This is a genomic window from Streptomyces asoensis (assembly GCF_013085465.1).
GTDB classification, from domain to species: Bacteria; Actinomycetota; Actinomycetes; order Streptomycetales; family Streptomycetaceae; genus Streptomyces; species Streptomyces cacaoi_A.
Genome location: NZ_CP049838.1, coordinates 5,395,832 through 5,408,872, shown reverse-complemented (window position 1 = coordinate 5,408,872; position 13,041 = coordinate 5,395,832). Strand labels below are relative to the sequence as shown.

Here is a 13,041-nt window from a genome sequence, read left to right as displayed (position 1 = left end):
CAGGGATTACTTGATCTTCTGGCCCGCCGAACGCAGGTGCTGCGTGGCCTCGAGGACCCGCGCGGCCATGCCCGCCTCGGCCAGCTTGCCCCAGGTCCGCGGGTCGTAGGTCTTCTTGGAGCCGACCTCGCCGTCGACCTTCAGGACGCCGTCGTAGTTGCGGAGCATGTGGTCGGCGACGGGACGCGTGAAGGCGTACTGCGTGTCCGTGTCGATGTTCATCTTGACGACGCCGTTCTCCAGCGCGGTCGCGATCTCCTCCGGGGTGGAGCCGGAACCGCCGTGGAAGACGAAGTCGAACGGCTGGGAGCCGGCCGGCTTGCCGTACTTCGCGGCGATGCCCTCGTTCAGCTCCTTGAGCAGGTCGGGGCGGAGCACGACGTTGCCCGGCTTGTACACGCCGTGGACGTTGCCGAAGGACGCGGCCAGCAGGTAGCGGCCCTTGTCGCCCAGACCCAGCGCCTCGACGGTGCGCACCGCGTCGTCGACCGTCGTGTACAGCGAGTCGTTGATCTCGTGCGAGACGCCGTCCTCCTCGCCGCCCGTCGGGGTGATCTCCACCTCGAGGATGATCTTCGCGGCGGCGGTGCGGGCGAGCAGCTCCTGCGCGACGGTGAGGTTGTCGGCGAGGGTCTCGGCCGAGCCGTCCCACATGTGGGACTGGAAGAGCGGGTTGCGGCCGGCCTTCACGCGCTCCTCGGAGATCGCGAGCAGCGGACGGACGAACCCGTCGAGCTTGTCCTTCGGGCAGTGGTCCGTGTGCAGCGCGACGGTGACCGGGTACTTCTCGGCGACGATGTGCGCGAACTCGGCGAGGGCCAGCGCGCCCGTCACCATGTCCTTGCTGTACTGGCCGCCCGCGAACTCGGCGCCACCCGTCGTGATCTGGACGATGCCGTCGCTCTCCGCCTCCGCGAAGCCGCGCAGTGCCGCGTGCAGGGTCTGGCTCGAGGTCACGTTGATGGCCGGGTAGGCGAACTTGCCTGCCTTCGCCCGGTCGAGCATCTCGTTGTAGACCTCGGGGGTTGCGATGGGCATCTGTCCGCTCCTTGGTATCTGCGGGTTGGCGATCTGTCGATCTGCGTACTACGGCCCTGACCTAGACCTGGGGTGCGACGTCATCGTCGGCCCCATCTTTCCAGACCTGGGCGAATGGTCCATGCCTGGTCCACGCCCCGGTCAAGTGCAGGTCGATCCGGCCCGTCAGTCCAGACCCAGTTCATCCTTCGAGAAGGCGAACAGGTACGGCACGCCCGCGCCCTCGCGGATCTTCTCGTCGGCGCCGGTCGCCCGGTCCACGATCGTCGCCACGGCCACGACCTCGGCGCCCGCCTCGCGGACGGCCTCCACCGCGGCGAGCGGCGAGCCGCCGGTGGTGGAGGTGTCCTCGACGACCAGGACGCGCCGGCCCTTGATGTCCGGGCCCTCGACCCGCCGCTGGAGCCCGTGCGCCTTCGCCGCCTTGCGGACGACGAAGGCGTCCAGCCGCCGGCCGCGCGCGGCGGCCGCGTGCAGCATGGCGCCGGCCACCGGGTCGGCGCCCATGGTCAGACCGCCCACCGCGTCGAAGTCGAGCTCCGCGGTCAGGTCGAGCAGCACCTGCCCGACCAGCGGAGCGGCCTCCCCGTCGAGGGTGACGCGGCGGAGGTCGATGTAGTAGTCCGCCTCCAGACCCGACGACAGGGTCACCTTGCCGTGCACCACGGCCTTGTCCTTGATCTGCTGAAGCAGCACGCCACGTGCGCCTGGCGGCATTACTTCGTCTACGTCCGTCATGCCGCCCAGCTTAAAGGCGTGCCCTGAGGGGGAGAGTCAGAGCCGGGTCCACTGCCAGGTGGTGCCGGCCTCCAGCGGCTCCAGGGGCGTGACCAGGCGCGGGAGCGTGTTCAGGCCGTCGGGCGGGCCGGTCTGCGGCTCCACGCACACGGCCGCCTCCTGCTCGTCGTAGACGACGACCCACTCCTCGGGGCTGGTCACCTTCAGCTCCAGCCGGCCCGGCCAGGTGAGGCCGACGTCGACACCGCCGGGCATGCCGAAGCAGTCGTCCCAGGGGCCGGGCTTCGGCTCGACGCGGTTGCCGGTCGGCAGATGGTCGTCGCCACGCTCCTCCTGCCACGCGGGTTCGAAGGAGACCCGCACGTCCTGGTCGTCCGGGCCGCCCAGGTTGCGGTTGAACCAGGGGTGCCAGCCGATCTGCGCCGGGAAGGACGAGCCGTGGGCCTCCACGGCCATGGCGAGGGTCAGGGTGTCCTCGGTCAGCGTGACCACCTGGGTGACCCGGCCGGGGTAGGGCCAGGGTTCCACCAGGTCGTACGTCAGGACGGCCTCGTCGGTGGTCCGCCGCGCCACCTTCCAGGCACCGTCGCGGACGGTGCCGTGGATGGCGTTGGGCGCGGCGTTGAGCGGCATCTGGCGGACGGCTCCGCCGTCCCGGAAGCGACCGTCGCGGATCCTGCCGCACCAGGGGACCATCGGGAAGCACCCGAAGCGGTCTCCCTGGCGCAGCAGTTCGAGGCCGCCGACGCGCAGCCCACCGACCCGGCCGCCGTTGCCCGGCTGCACGGTCACCTCCGCGTCGCCCGCGGTCAGCGTGATGTCTTCGTAACTCACGGGACGACCCTACTGGGACGATCAGACCCGTGTGGCGGCGGACCGGCCGAGATGCCGGGCGAGGAACGGGGCCGCGCTGTCGGCCTCGAACCCGGTCGGTTCGGCATGCGTGTCGCCCCCGTCGGAGTGCGGCGTCTTCTCCTTCGGGGCGAAGGCGTTTTCGGACCCGCCTGTTTCGGGCCTCAGCCGCGTCGGCGCAGTGCCCTGCCCACCACGATCGCCGACGCCACGACCAGCGCGGCCGCCGGAGCGGCCCACCGCAGCGTGCTGTTCGGTACGACGGTCTGCGGGGCCGGGACCGGCGCGTAGCGCCCGCGCGGCGGGGCGTGGTCCACCTCTTCGGCGCTGCGCCCGATCATCGTCCGGCGCGCGTGCGCGGCCTCGGCGGGCGGCTCTCCGGGCCCCGTGAGGTCCTCGAGCCCGGCGGGCGGCACCTCCGCCTCGAAGACGGCCCCGGGAGCCGGTGCCGCGTCGACGTCATCGGCCTCGTCCACGTCGTCGACCTCGTCCACATCGTCGGCGGCGTCCTCGGCGGCGTCGTCCACGGCGTCCGCATCCACGGCTTCCGCGGCTTCCGCCGCCTCCACGGCCAGGTTCGCCGCGAAGCGGTTCAGCAGCCGGGTGACCGCCGCGTCCACCGCCTCCGACGGCAGCTCCGCGATCCGGCCGTCCGCCGACGCCGTCCCCTCGAAGCGGAGCGTCGTGCCCGCTTCGGCCTCCCGCAGCCACAGCGTGAGGATCGGTTTCACCACCCCGCTGCCGCGCACCTCGGTCGCGTCGCCCTCCACGGCGTACGCACCGTCCTCGCGCGGGGAGACACGTACGGCGCCCCGGTACGTGATGGTGTGGCCGCCGACCCGCACCTTCAGCCGCCCCGCGACGGGCTCGGTGCCCGCGTCCTGCTGGAGACCGGGGACCGCCCGGGCCACCCGCGCCGGATCTGCGAGGGCCGCCCTCAACCGCTCGGCCGGAACCGGAACGAACACCTCTTGCTCCATGACATCGGAGCCTACCCAGCAGGTACCGGAAAGCACCCGGCGAAACCGGGAATCGGCTCCGCCGGGCTCCGGCCGGTGATACGCCCCCGGGCGCCGGATCAGTACCGCGGATGCACCAACGTCGAGGGCCGCAGTCCCGTCACCCGGGTCGCCTCCGCCGCCCGCGCGTCCGCCGTCAACTCCGCCTGGGTCAGGGTGCGCGGCGGCTGCTCGTGCCGGTCGAGGCGCAGCGGCGGGCGGGTGTCGGCGGTGGCCAGGACGAAGCCCCAGTCACGGGGGGCCCGGGAGCCGCCGGTGCTGCGGTCGGGGTCCGCGGTGAGACCGGCGTCGCGGCCGTCCACGCGGTAGGGGGCGGTGCGCAGACCCGCCGCGCGCATCGTCGCGTCGACCGTCCAGAACGCGCGCGGCCTACCGGCGACCGGGCCGGCGTGCACGACGAGGCGGCCGTTCGGGGCGAGGGCCCGGCGGGCGAGGCCGTAGAACTCCTGGGAGTAGAGCTTCGTGCTCGCCGTCATGCCGGGGTCGGGCAGATCCGCGACGATCACGTCGTACGTCGCCGGAGGGGCCCCGCGCAGCCACTGGAAGGCCTCCTCCGTGGCGACGTGGACGCGCGGGTCGCCGAAGGCGTGGTCGTTGAGGCGGGACAGGCCCGGGTCGGTGCGGGCCAGCCGGACCAGGCCGGGATCGAACGCCACGACGTCGACGCGGCGCACACCGGGGTGGTCCAGGGCCTCGCGGGCGGCCAGGCCGTCGCCGCCGCCGAGGATCAGCACGCGCGCGTGGGGGCCGCTCATCGCGGGCTGGACCAGGGCCTCGTGATACCGCCGCTCGTCGTGGCCCGCGAAGCGGAGGCGGCCGTCCTGGTAGAGGCCGAGGGGCCGGCCGTCGGTGCCGCCGGTGAGGACGATCTCCTGGACGCCGGTCCGCACCGCCACGCGCACGTCGTCGCCGTACACCGCCTGCCGGGCCGCCCGTTCGAAGTCGTCGACGAGGACGGCGGCGGAGGCGAGGACGCCGAGGACGGCGATGTTGGCGACGAGCAGGAGACAGCGGGCCCGGCAGGTGAGGTCGCGGCGGAAGAGGCCCAGGACCAGGGCGGCCCCAGCCACGACGTTGACCCCGCCGGTCAGCAGGGAACTGGTCAGCTGGCCCAGGAACGGCAGCAGCAGGAAGGGGAAGGCGAGGCCGCCGACCAGCGCGCCCACGTAGTCCGCGGCGAACAGGTCGGCCACCGCGCCGCCCGCGTCCTGGCGGCGGATGCGCTGGATGAGCTCCATGAGGAGGGGCACCTCGGCGCCGATGAGCACACCGATGGCGAGGGAGAACGCGACGAGGAGCACGCGGGGGCCATGGGCCCACACGCCGCCCCAGTCGCCGGTCCAGGCGAACACCGCGTAGAGCGCCATGGCGCTGCACCCGCCGACCAGGGCGAGGGTCGTCTCCAGGGCGCCGAAGCCGGCCGCGGCGAACCGGCGCAGCCGTTTGGCGGCGAGCGAGCCGACGCCCATCGCGAAGACCATGACGGACAGCACGACGGAGGCCTGGGTGACGGAGTCGCCCATCAAGTAGGAGGCGAGTGCGACGAGTTCCAGTTCGTAGACGAGACCGCAGGCCGCGCAGACGAAGACGCACGCGAGGACCAGGAACCGCCCGGTGGCCGGCCGGACGGGGAGCCGCGCGAGCCCTTGCGGGGGCGGCTTCCGGTCCGGTCGGACACCGGGCGGGGCCGGCGCGTGCGGTTCGATCACGACTGCGACGTTACGTCACGGCATGGGTACCCTTCGTCACCCACACGTGTGGAATCCAAGGTCGTTTGCGCAGCGGACGTTTGAGCCGCCGGCGCCTCAGACTCCGTGGGCGGAGGCGCTCACGGACAGGCCGGGATCGCCCGTCCGGACCCGGACACCCACCCTCGTCCTGGTCGCGACCAGCTGCCCGTCCTGCGGGTAGGCGTGCCAGGTGCGCCAGTGCACCTGGCCGTCGCTGCGGTGGGCGAGCAGGGCGGTGAAGGCGTGCGGGCTGCCGGGGAAGACGCCGGCGAGGCCGTGCGGGTGCTCGGAGACGAGGGCCAGGAGTTCCTGGGCGCGGCCCGCGAACCGGCCGGGCGAGAGCACCTCGACGCGCGCCGCGAACTCGTACTCCCAGTCGCCGATCCGCTTGGCGACGCCCAGCGGGAGCGGGGTGCTGCTGCCGGGGATGCAGGCCACCGTCTCGGAACAAGAGCCCTGCTCCTCCTCGAGCAGCACCTGGTGCGATGCGCCGAGCAGTCTCAGCTCCAGCTTGGCAGCGGACAGTTCGAGGTCGAGCGTGGCGAGGGCGGGCAGCGGCTCTCGCCCCAGGGCCCAGGCGAGATCGGCCGCGCGCGTGTCGGTGTAGGAGGTGTTCAGGGTCGTGAGCATGGATCGGCTCCGCGGAGACGCAAAGAGGAGAGGGGGCAGGTCGGCGCACCCCGGTCGAAGCCGGGAGAACGGCCCCGGTCGGCCCGGTCCGGAAGGTCGTCCGCAGGGGACGTCCGAAGGGGTCCGAGGGGCTGCGTTGATGGATTAGAGGGAATCATGAACTGTGGTGGCTCCACAGCGTTTTTACCCAACTTCGTGGGGTTTCCATCCCTCGGGGGGGTCACAGCTCAATTGTTCAACTATGGCGTACCCCAGGCGGCCCAGGCGTGCATCCACGCGCCCCACATGAAAGCCGCGAGCGCGGGTAGAGGATGTGGCCGCCATGACCGGTGCGACCGCGGAGCCCGTGGTCAGGATCGGGCCCCGCGGTCCGGATGCGGCCCCCCGCGGGGAGCTCAGCTGCCCCGTGTCAGCTGCCTCCGCCGCATCCGCCGCCTCCGCCGCCTCCGCCGCAGGACGATCCGCCGCCCCCGCAGGACGACCCTCCGCCGCAGGAGTGGCCGCCGTGGTGGCCGCCGCCGGAGCCGCCGTCTCCCCCGCCGGCCCACCAGCTGCCCCCGCCACCGCCGGCCGCGCCACCGCCGGAGCTGTATCGGCGCGACCGGCCGCCGCGGTGCGACCTCGTGGCGCCGTTGGCCAGCATGGCCGCCACGAACACGATTCCGATCACCGCCAGGATGATGCCGAAGACCATGGCGTCACCCTCCTTCCGTGTCCCCCGAAGCGGCCCCCCGTGGGCGCCTCGCGTGGCGTCTGAGCGCCACGTGCACGGGGGATGCCCGCCCGTCTCATCTGCCAAAGCAGAGTTGAGGAACTTCAGAGGGTTCTCCCGAGGAAAAAGCCCCTGACCTGCACAGAAGGGCAGGTCAGGGGCCGTCTGAGTCTCACTGGGCCGTCTGTGGGCCGTGAGCTTCCTGAGAGATGCGCTGGAACACGGAGTCGATGGCACGACGGGCACGCTCGCGACTCTCGGGCATCAGGTGGGCGTACACCCGCAGCGTCAGCCCCGGATCGGCATGCCCCATGTACTCGCTGACGGCCTTGATGTTCTCGCCCGCGTCCAACAGCGCAGAGGCGTAGAAGTGCCGCAGGGCGTGCATCCCGTGCTCCCGCGCCGACTCGTACTTCCCGTTCTCATCCGCTCCCGGCGGGATGAGGCCCGCGTCCGCGAGAGCGGGTTTCCACTCCTTGCCGTTGAAGTTGCTCCGCCACACCATGCCCCCTTGCTCAGCCGTGAAGATCAGCCGGGCGGACACCTTCGGGCCCTCCGGCACGTCCCAGGGCAACGTGATCTCTACCGGCTTGCAGACATCCATGTGCGCCCGGAGAGCCTCCGCCAGGGAGTCAGGCAGCGGCACGTCCCGCTTCTTACCGCCCTTGGGGAGAGCGAACACCGGGTGCCCATCCACGTGCTTGATCTGCCGGACCACGTGAAGTGTCTGCCCGTCAGCGTCGATGGCGTCCTCAGCCAGCCCGAACACCTCGCCCTGTCGCAGACCGCACCCGGCGCCGACGTCGACCATCGCTCGGTACCGCTCCGGAAGGGCCGCTCGAACAGCGAACACCTGCGCGGGCACCCATGGAACTACGTGATGCGGGTCAGGCTTGGGGCGCCGAACGGTCCGTGCACCGCAAGGGTTGCGCGACAGCAGCGCGTCTTCCTTTACCTCACGCTGATACCCGTAAGGCACTGTTGCGAAGTTGACTCGAGCGCGCACGAGTTTCCTCCGTTACGGATGTTTGACGATGGCTTCCAATTTCATGCAACAGGCGATCGATGAACTCTTGCGTGGCTACACGTCTGCCACCGAGGAAGCGAGAAACATAGCTTTTGTCATAATTTGTTCTGATTGCGTATTGCTGTTGGCTGATATCGAGACTCTTGAAGATCAAGGTCAACTCGGTTGCAAGAGCTGCAACCTCCGGCAGAGTACTCACCTCAATCTCAGACCTGCGGCCCGCTGACCTGCGACCTTCCCCCATTGCAAACCCCCCTTCCTCGTCGTTCATTGTTGCATCGCAGAGTCAACGGATGCAGCTTCTTGCAACTGGGAGCCGGCATGCAAGGTGACGAGCATCCGACCGAACCCAAGGGGTGTCTGTTGCTCGCACCAACCGTGATTTCCCGACTAATGGCCACATCGCTCGCACTGCAACGCGTTCTTTTGGTCACTTTGTGTCTCGTACCCCTCGTGTTGGTAACCATCGCCAGCCTTCCAGCACTGGTAGTGCTGCCTTTCACGAAACATGGCGCACGAAGGTCCAGCACGGTAATCCGTCAACTGGTGGGATGGACGCAACGGATGCTTACCTACAGCAGGGAGTGAGCTGGCCGCCACCGTTCACCGCCGTACGCGCACCCCGTCTGACCTACCGCGTGAACCCCCACGGACGCCTCCGTACGGCCATGCGGACAGTTGGAAAGCGTGCTGTGACCTTTCGCAGGCTGGTGGGCCATCCCTGGGCCAGAAGGCTTATCGCGGGCAGCCGCCGCTGTGTTTCACCTGGTCAAACGGGGTACCGATGCGTACAGCGCGACGCTCTTGAAAACCGCCGTGGCGCGAGTCACCGTGGGTGAATCGGTCGGGGGCCGTTCTCGTGGGGGTCGACCGGCGGCGTTCAGCGGGCCCCGCGTCGGTCGGGCCCCGCTGATTCCCGGCTCTAGACGACGAGATGCCCGGTGAGTGTCAGGGCCGCGATCGCGGAGAGGAGACGCGGCTTTCGCCAGCCCGGTCCCGAGGCCTGGCGGGTCAGCTCCCAGGCGCCCACCAGGCCGCCACCGAGGCCCAGCGCGCTCCGCAGCAGGAAGACGGTGCCATCGGTGTCGGAGCCGCGCTCGTCCTGGCCGGGCCGTCCGTGGGCCGTTCAAGAGTGACCAACGACGACAGACCACGACGGCTCTTTCCCTGCTCAGAGGTGGTGCCTTGGGCACCCGCGCAGGTCCCGATCCGTGAACGCCAGTTGAGGGGTCAGGCACGTGTGTGCTTCGGCCCCCTCACCTGACCTCAGTCACGCTGCCTCGTGACATTTGCCATCACCCTTGAACTGTGCGAGGCGCCTTGACGGGAAAGCGGCTGTCCACTCCCTCAATTGCACTTTATGATCAACCATCACTCGCTGAGGGAACATCAGTTCGCGCCAGAGACCGCTGCGCTGCGGTGCGGCTCGAACTGTGATGAGGGGAAACTCAATGCGCTTCAAGCTTTTGGCAGTGGCCGCAGCCACCGCTGGTGCCCTTACAGTGTCCGCCACGCCAGCTGGCGCCGCACCCAACTGGGCGCCCGTCGACACTAACTCCACCTGGAAGTGCACGGGTTACGCCAACCACACGGTGTCCAACTTCATCAAGTGGAAGGTGTGTGAAGTCTTCAACGGCCACGGCGCGCAAGTCGTTGTAGTCGTACAGAGCACAGCCAGCGTGGCAGTCAGCATCGCGGGCCGCACGTGGAGCGACTACGGCAGCAATGATGTGTGCTCCACCTCCCCCTTCAATCCCGGTTTTACCCGTGGATGTTTCGGGCGGACCGTGGAACTCCTCTTCCCTGGAGGGGTCTTCGGGGAGCATGAAATCGAGGGGGAGTTGGTGGTCAACGGGGTCTCGAACGTGCGCCATTACTGGGTTGAGTCGTCTGCATAAGCCCATACGTCACGGGAGAAGGTGCGTCTAGCGGACAAATTGGGGAAGCGCTCTTCAGAAGGGGAGAATCGCGGTACACACCACCGCTTTCCTTCCTGAAGAACCGTGGTGACCCGCACAGAGCGGGACATGCCCGACAGCGCTCGCCCACGCCGGCCGCCCCGCCCCTTCGAACGTCTTCCGCGTGGCATTCCAGGCGGCGGGGCTCCCCCGCCCCTGGATTGCCGTCCTCGCCACCGCACTGCGGCGCGGGTGAAGGGCCGCCCCGGTCACTAGGGGTAGCCAGTTTCCAAGTTTCCCGGTTTCCGGCGGGCCCTTTACGCGTGCGCGCGGGAGCGGAAACTTCCGTCACAGAGCGCCGTTAGGGGGCCCCTCGCGGCCGAACACGCCGCGAGGGGCCCCCGACCGCGTCGAAGGGGCGTCAGGCCCTCCGTTGGGCGGCTACGGCCCGACGGCAGCCGACGCGTGAGCGCAACGAGCGCCAAGAGATGCGCGGCCGTAGGCCGCTCCTACTTGCTCCTTCTCCTACATGGCCTGCCGCCCGTCCTCCCCCGCCCGCACGTGCTTGTCTTGTCGCTTGTCGCCCTCAGAGATACGGACGCCCCCGCGCTTGTCCTGAAGGCGGAAACCTTGTCTGACCTGCGACAAGACAAGACAAGCGACAAGCCGGACGACAAGTGACGCAACAAGTGGCTAGCGGCTCAGAACGCCCCTCGCCGGGCCGTCTCCGGGCCGTCCGAGGGTGGCCGACGACGACAGACGACGACAGACGACAACGGCTTTCTCCCTGCTCAGAGACTGTGTCCTGTGCACCGGTGCAGGTCCCGATCCGTGAACGTCAGTTGAGGAACTCCAGAGCTTCGGCGCAGGATGACCCGCATGACCTCCACCGCGCGCCCCTTCCTCAACCGCCGTCTCGCCGAGTTCGGGACGACGATCTTCGCCGAGATGTCCGCCCTGGCCGCGGCGACCGGCGCGATCAACCTGGGGCAGGGGTTCCCCGACACCGACGGCCCCGAGGAGGTCCGCGAGGCGGCCGTGCGGGCGCTGCGGGACGGGCGCGGCAACCAGTACCCGCCGGGCCCCGGCGTACCCGAGCTGCGCACGGCGATCGCCGACCACCAGCGCCGCCGTTACGGCCTCTCCTTCGACCCGGACACGGAGGTCCTGGTCACCGCGGGCGCCACGGAGGCCATCGCCGCCACCCTGCTCGCGCTGCTGGAGCCCGGCGACGAGGTCGTCGCCCTCGAGCCGTACTACGACTCCTACGCGGCCTGCATCGCCATGGCGGGCGCCACGCGGGTGCCGGTCACCCTGCGCCCGGACCCCGAGCAGGCCCGTTTCCGCCTCGACCTGGACGAGCTGCGCGACGCGGTCACCGGGCGCACCCGGCTGCTGCTGATCAACACCCCGCACAACCCGACCGGCACGGTCCTCACCCGCGAGGAGCTGACCGCGATCGCCGAGCTGGCGGTGGAGCGGGACCTGCTCGTCGTGACGGACGAGGTGTACGAGCACCTGGTCTTCGACGAGGCCGAGCATGTGCCGCTGGCGACGCTGCCCGGGATGCGGGAGCGGACGGTCACCATCGGGTCGAGCGGCAAGACGTTCTCGTTCACCGGCTGGAAGGTCGGCTGGGTCACGGCGGCGCCCGGGCTGGTCACGGCGGTGCGCTCGGCGAAGCAGTTCCTGACGTATGTGTCGTCCGGCCCGTTCCAGTACGCGGTCGCCGAGGCGCTGGCCCTGCCCGACAGCTACTTCGCCGACTTCCGCGCGGACATGCGGGTCAAGCGCGACCTGCTGGCGGCGGGGCTCGCGGACGCGGGCTTCGCGGTCTTCCGCCCGGCCGGCACCTACTTCGTCACCACCGACATCCGCCCCCTCGGCGAGTCCGACGGCTTCGCCTTCTGCCGCTCGCTGCCCGAGCGCGCGGGCGTGGTCGCCATCCCGAACGCCGTCTTCTACGACCACCGCGAGGAGGGCGCGCCCTTCGTACGGTTCGCGTTCTGCAAGCGGGTGAGCGTGCTGGAGGAGGCGGCGACCCGGCTCAAGGCGCTGGCCGGCTGAGACGGGCCCCACGCGAGCGGGCGCCCGTCCACAGGCTGTGGACGGGCGCCCGCTCGGCTTACAGGCAGGGTGTGGACTAGTTGTCGCCCTCGGCGCCCTCGGCGCCGTCTTCGGGCTTCTCGTCGGCGTCGTTGACCGCCGACTCCAGGCCCAGCTGCTCCACGAGCCACTTGTCGAACTCGATCGCCGCCCGCACCCAGCTCACCGTCGAGGAGACGAAGAGCTCGATGTTCACACCGGCGCCGATCAGCAGCTGCGCCTCGCCGATGAGGCGGACGGTGCCGTCGTCGTGGGTGTGCGTGTAGACCTTCGGCCACAGGGTGCGGCGGTTCCAGTCGTCGATCGACTCGAGCAGCGCCACCTTGTCGTCGATCTTGTGGGGCCGGTCGTAGAAGGTCCGCACCGAGTAGACCGCCTGGTCACCCTCGCCGCGGAACATGAAGTACGTACGGAACTCCTCCCACGGCGCCGCGAGGTCACCCTCGTCGTCGACGACGTACTTCAGCTCCATCTGGTCGAGGAGCTGCTTCACGAGATCCTGATCCGGGACGACGGGGCCCGCCGGTCCACCCTGGGGCTGCGGCTCCTGCTGGCCCCCGAAGTTCGGAATCGAGGACGGGTCGATGCTCACCGTGATTTTCCCTTCGTACGGATCCCGCCATCCTCCCCCATGCGGGGAGGGGGGTGGCAAGCCCAGCACGGGCCTGTCAGCCCTGAGCTGACATGATCCGGCCTGTTGCGCGAAGAGGCGGTGACAGGTGGAGGGGATTCGCATGGCGAACGAGCGAAGCGAGGACGGAGTGCCGCCGGGACGGGGGCCACGGGGCCGGACCAGGTGGGGCGTGGTGGCGGCCATCCTGGCCCTGCCGGTGCTGCTGGTGGGCGGCCTGCTGGTGCTGCTCGTCGTCTCGGTGCTGACCGACGACGAGGAGGTGGACGGGACCCGGCTGAAGAAGGTGCCCTGTGCCGAGGCTCTGGCGTTCGGCGGGGCCGAGCTGCCGGCGGGCGCCCAGGATGCCGAGTGCACGGTGCAGTCCTGGCTGGACACGAACTACCAGGCCGACTTCCGGATGCCGCGCGCGGGCTTCGACGCCTGGCTGACCGACACCTATCCGGAGGCGCCCGAGCCGGGCGGCCCCGGAACCCAGGCCTGTGTGCACGGCTCGGACTACTGCTTCCAGCTCGACGTCACCGGCCACCCCGGGACGGACGCCTACTACGTCGACGTGAACGTGACGCACGTGAACGCCGAGACCGTACGGGTGCGGTACTCGGCGTTCACGACGTGACGTGAGCCGGGGCGGGACCGTGAGCCGGGGCGGGGCCGTGC

Annotated in this window: 13 protein-coding genes; 3 read left to right on the top strand and 10 right to left on the bottom strand. The window is 70.1% G+C overall.

Annotated features, from left to right (window positions below; all coding sequences use genetic code 11):
• Positions 1–6: 6 nt before the first annotated feature.
• The 9 genes from fbaA to G9272_RS24160 all read right to left on the bottom strand — a co-directional run bounded on the left by fbaA (position 7) and on the right by G9272_RS24160 (position 8,017).
• Entirely contained in the window at positions 7–1,038 is a 1,032-nt protein-coding gene (gene fbaA, locus G9272_RS24200) for a class II fructose-bisphosphate aldolase (RefSeq protein ID WP_171398504.1), read from the bottom strand.
• A 165-nt stretch (positions 1,039–1,203) separates the two neighbouring features.
• A complete protein-coding gene (gene pyrE, locus G9272_RS24195; protein ID WP_253267922.1) occupies positions 1,204–1,776 on the bottom strand; it encodes an orotate phosphoribosyltransferase in 573 nt (190 codons plus the stop codon).
• A 36-nt stretch (positions 1,777–1,812) separates the two neighbouring features.
• Positions 1,813–2,610 (bottom strand): aldose 1-epimerase, encoded by a 798-nt coding sequence (locus tag G9272_RS24190; RefSeq protein WP_171398503.1) that lies wholly within the window; start codon positions 2,608–2,610, stop codon positions 1,813–1,815.
• 182 nt (positions 2,611–2,792) lie between these two features.
• Complete coding sequence (locus tag G9272_RS24185) at positions 2,793–3,608, bottom strand: SRPBCC domain-containing protein (protein WP_171398502.1); 816 nt, start codon at positions 3,606–3,608, stop codon at positions 2,793–2,795.
• A 98-nt stretch (positions 3,609–3,706) separates the two neighbouring features.
• The gene (locus G9272_RS24180; protein WP_171398501.1) at positions 3,707–5,356 is read right to left on the bottom strand and encodes a polyamine aminopropyltransferase; all 1,650 of its coding nucleotides are present in this window, start codon (positions 5,354–5,356) and stop codon (positions 3,707–3,709) included.
• Positions 5,357–5,452: 96 nt separating this feature from the next.
• Complete coding sequence (locus G9272_RS24175) at positions 5,453–6,007, bottom strand: DUF2617 family protein (protein WP_171398500.1); 555 nt, start codon at positions 6,005–6,007, stop codon at positions 5,453–5,455.
• 409 nt (positions 6,008–6,416) lie between these two features.
• A complete protein-coding gene (locus G9272_RS24170; RefSeq protein ID WP_171398499.1) occupies positions 6,417–6,701 on the bottom strand; it encodes a hypothetical protein in 285 nt (94 codons plus the stop codon).
• Between the two features lie 190 nt (positions 6,702–6,891).
• Entirely contained in the window at positions 6,892–7,572 is a 681-nt protein-coding gene (locus G9272_RS24165; RefSeq protein WP_437184296.1) for a tyrosine-type recombinase/integrase, read from the bottom strand.
• Between the two features lie 103 nt (positions 7,573–7,675).
• On the bottom strand, positions 7,676–8,017 hold the full coding sequence (locus tag G9272_RS24160; RefSeq protein ID WP_171398497.1) for a helix-turn-helix domain-containing protein: 342 nt from the start codon (positions 8,015–8,017) through the stop codon (positions 7,676–7,678).
• A 1,180-nt stretch (positions 8,018–9,197) separates the two neighbouring features.
• On the opposite strand from G9272_RS24160, the gene G9272_RS24155 reads away from it, so the two are divergent.
• Positions 9,198–9,644, top strand: a complete 447-nt coding sequence (locus G9272_RS24155; RefSeq protein WP_171398496.1) for a hypothetical protein — start codon at positions 9,198–9,200, stop codon at positions 9,642–9,644.
• 870 nt (positions 9,645–10,514) lie between these two features.
• Entirely contained in the window at positions 10,515–11,711 is a 1,197-nt protein-coding gene (locus tag G9272_RS24150; RefSeq protein WP_171398495.1) for a pyridoxal phosphate-dependent aminotransferase, read from the top strand.
• A 76-nt stretch (positions 11,712–11,787) separates the two neighbouring features.
• On the opposite strand, the gene G9272_RS24145 is transcribed toward G9272_RS24150, so the two are convergent.
• On the bottom strand, positions 11,788–12,342 hold the full coding sequence (locus tag G9272_RS24145; RefSeq protein ID WP_020129182.1) for a YbjN domain-containing protein: 555 nt from the start codon (positions 12,340–12,342) through the stop codon (positions 11,788–11,790).
• A gap of 142 nt (positions 12,343–12,484) precedes the next feature.
• Between G9272_RS24145 and G9272_RS24140 the strand changes: the two genes are divergently transcribed.
• Entirely contained in the window at positions 12,485–13,000 is a 516-nt protein-coding gene (locus G9272_RS24140) for a hypothetical protein (RefSeq protein ID WP_171398494.1), read from the top strand.
• Positions 13,001–13,041 lie beyond the last annotated feature (41 nt).

Excerpts from the sequence above, each read along its gene's own strand:
- G9272_RS24150 (WP_171398495.1), top strand. The coding sequence starts at position 10,515 with ATGACCCGCATGACCTCCACCGCGCGCCCCTTCCTCAACCGCCGTCTC.
- G9272_RS24185 (WP_171398502.1), bottom strand. The coding sequence starts at position 3,608 with ATGGAGCAAGAGGTGTTCGTTCCGGTTCCGGCCGAGCGGTTGAGGGCG.
- G9272_RS24140 (WP_171398494.1), top strand. The coding sequence starts at position 12,485 with ATGGCGAACGAGCGAAGCGAGGACGGAGTGCCGCCGGGACGGGGGCCA.
- G9272_RS24155 (WP_171398496.1), top strand. The coding sequence starts at position 9,198 with ATGCGCTTCAAGCTTTTGGCAGTGGCCGCAGCCACCGCTGGTGCCCTT.
- pyrE (WP_253267922.1), bottom strand. The coding sequence starts at position 1,776 with ATGACGGACGTAGACGAAGTAATGCCGCCAGGCGCACGTGGCGTGCTG.
- G9272_RS24170 (WP_171398499.1), bottom strand. The coding sequence starts at position 6,701 with ATGGTCTTCGGCATCATCCTGGCGGTGATCGGAATCGTGTTCGTGGCG.
- G9272_RS24175 (WP_171398500.1), bottom strand. The coding sequence starts at position 6,007 with ATGCTCACGACCCTGAACACCTCCTACACCGACACGCGCGCGGCCGAT.
- G9272_RS24160 (WP_171398497.1), bottom strand. The coding sequence starts at position 8,017 with ATGAACGACGAGGAAGGGGGGTTTGCAATGGGGGAAGGTCGCAGGTCA.
- fbaA (WP_171398504.1), bottom strand. The coding sequence starts at position 1,038 with ATGCCCATCGCAACCCCCGAGGTCTACAACGAGATGCTCGACCGGGCG.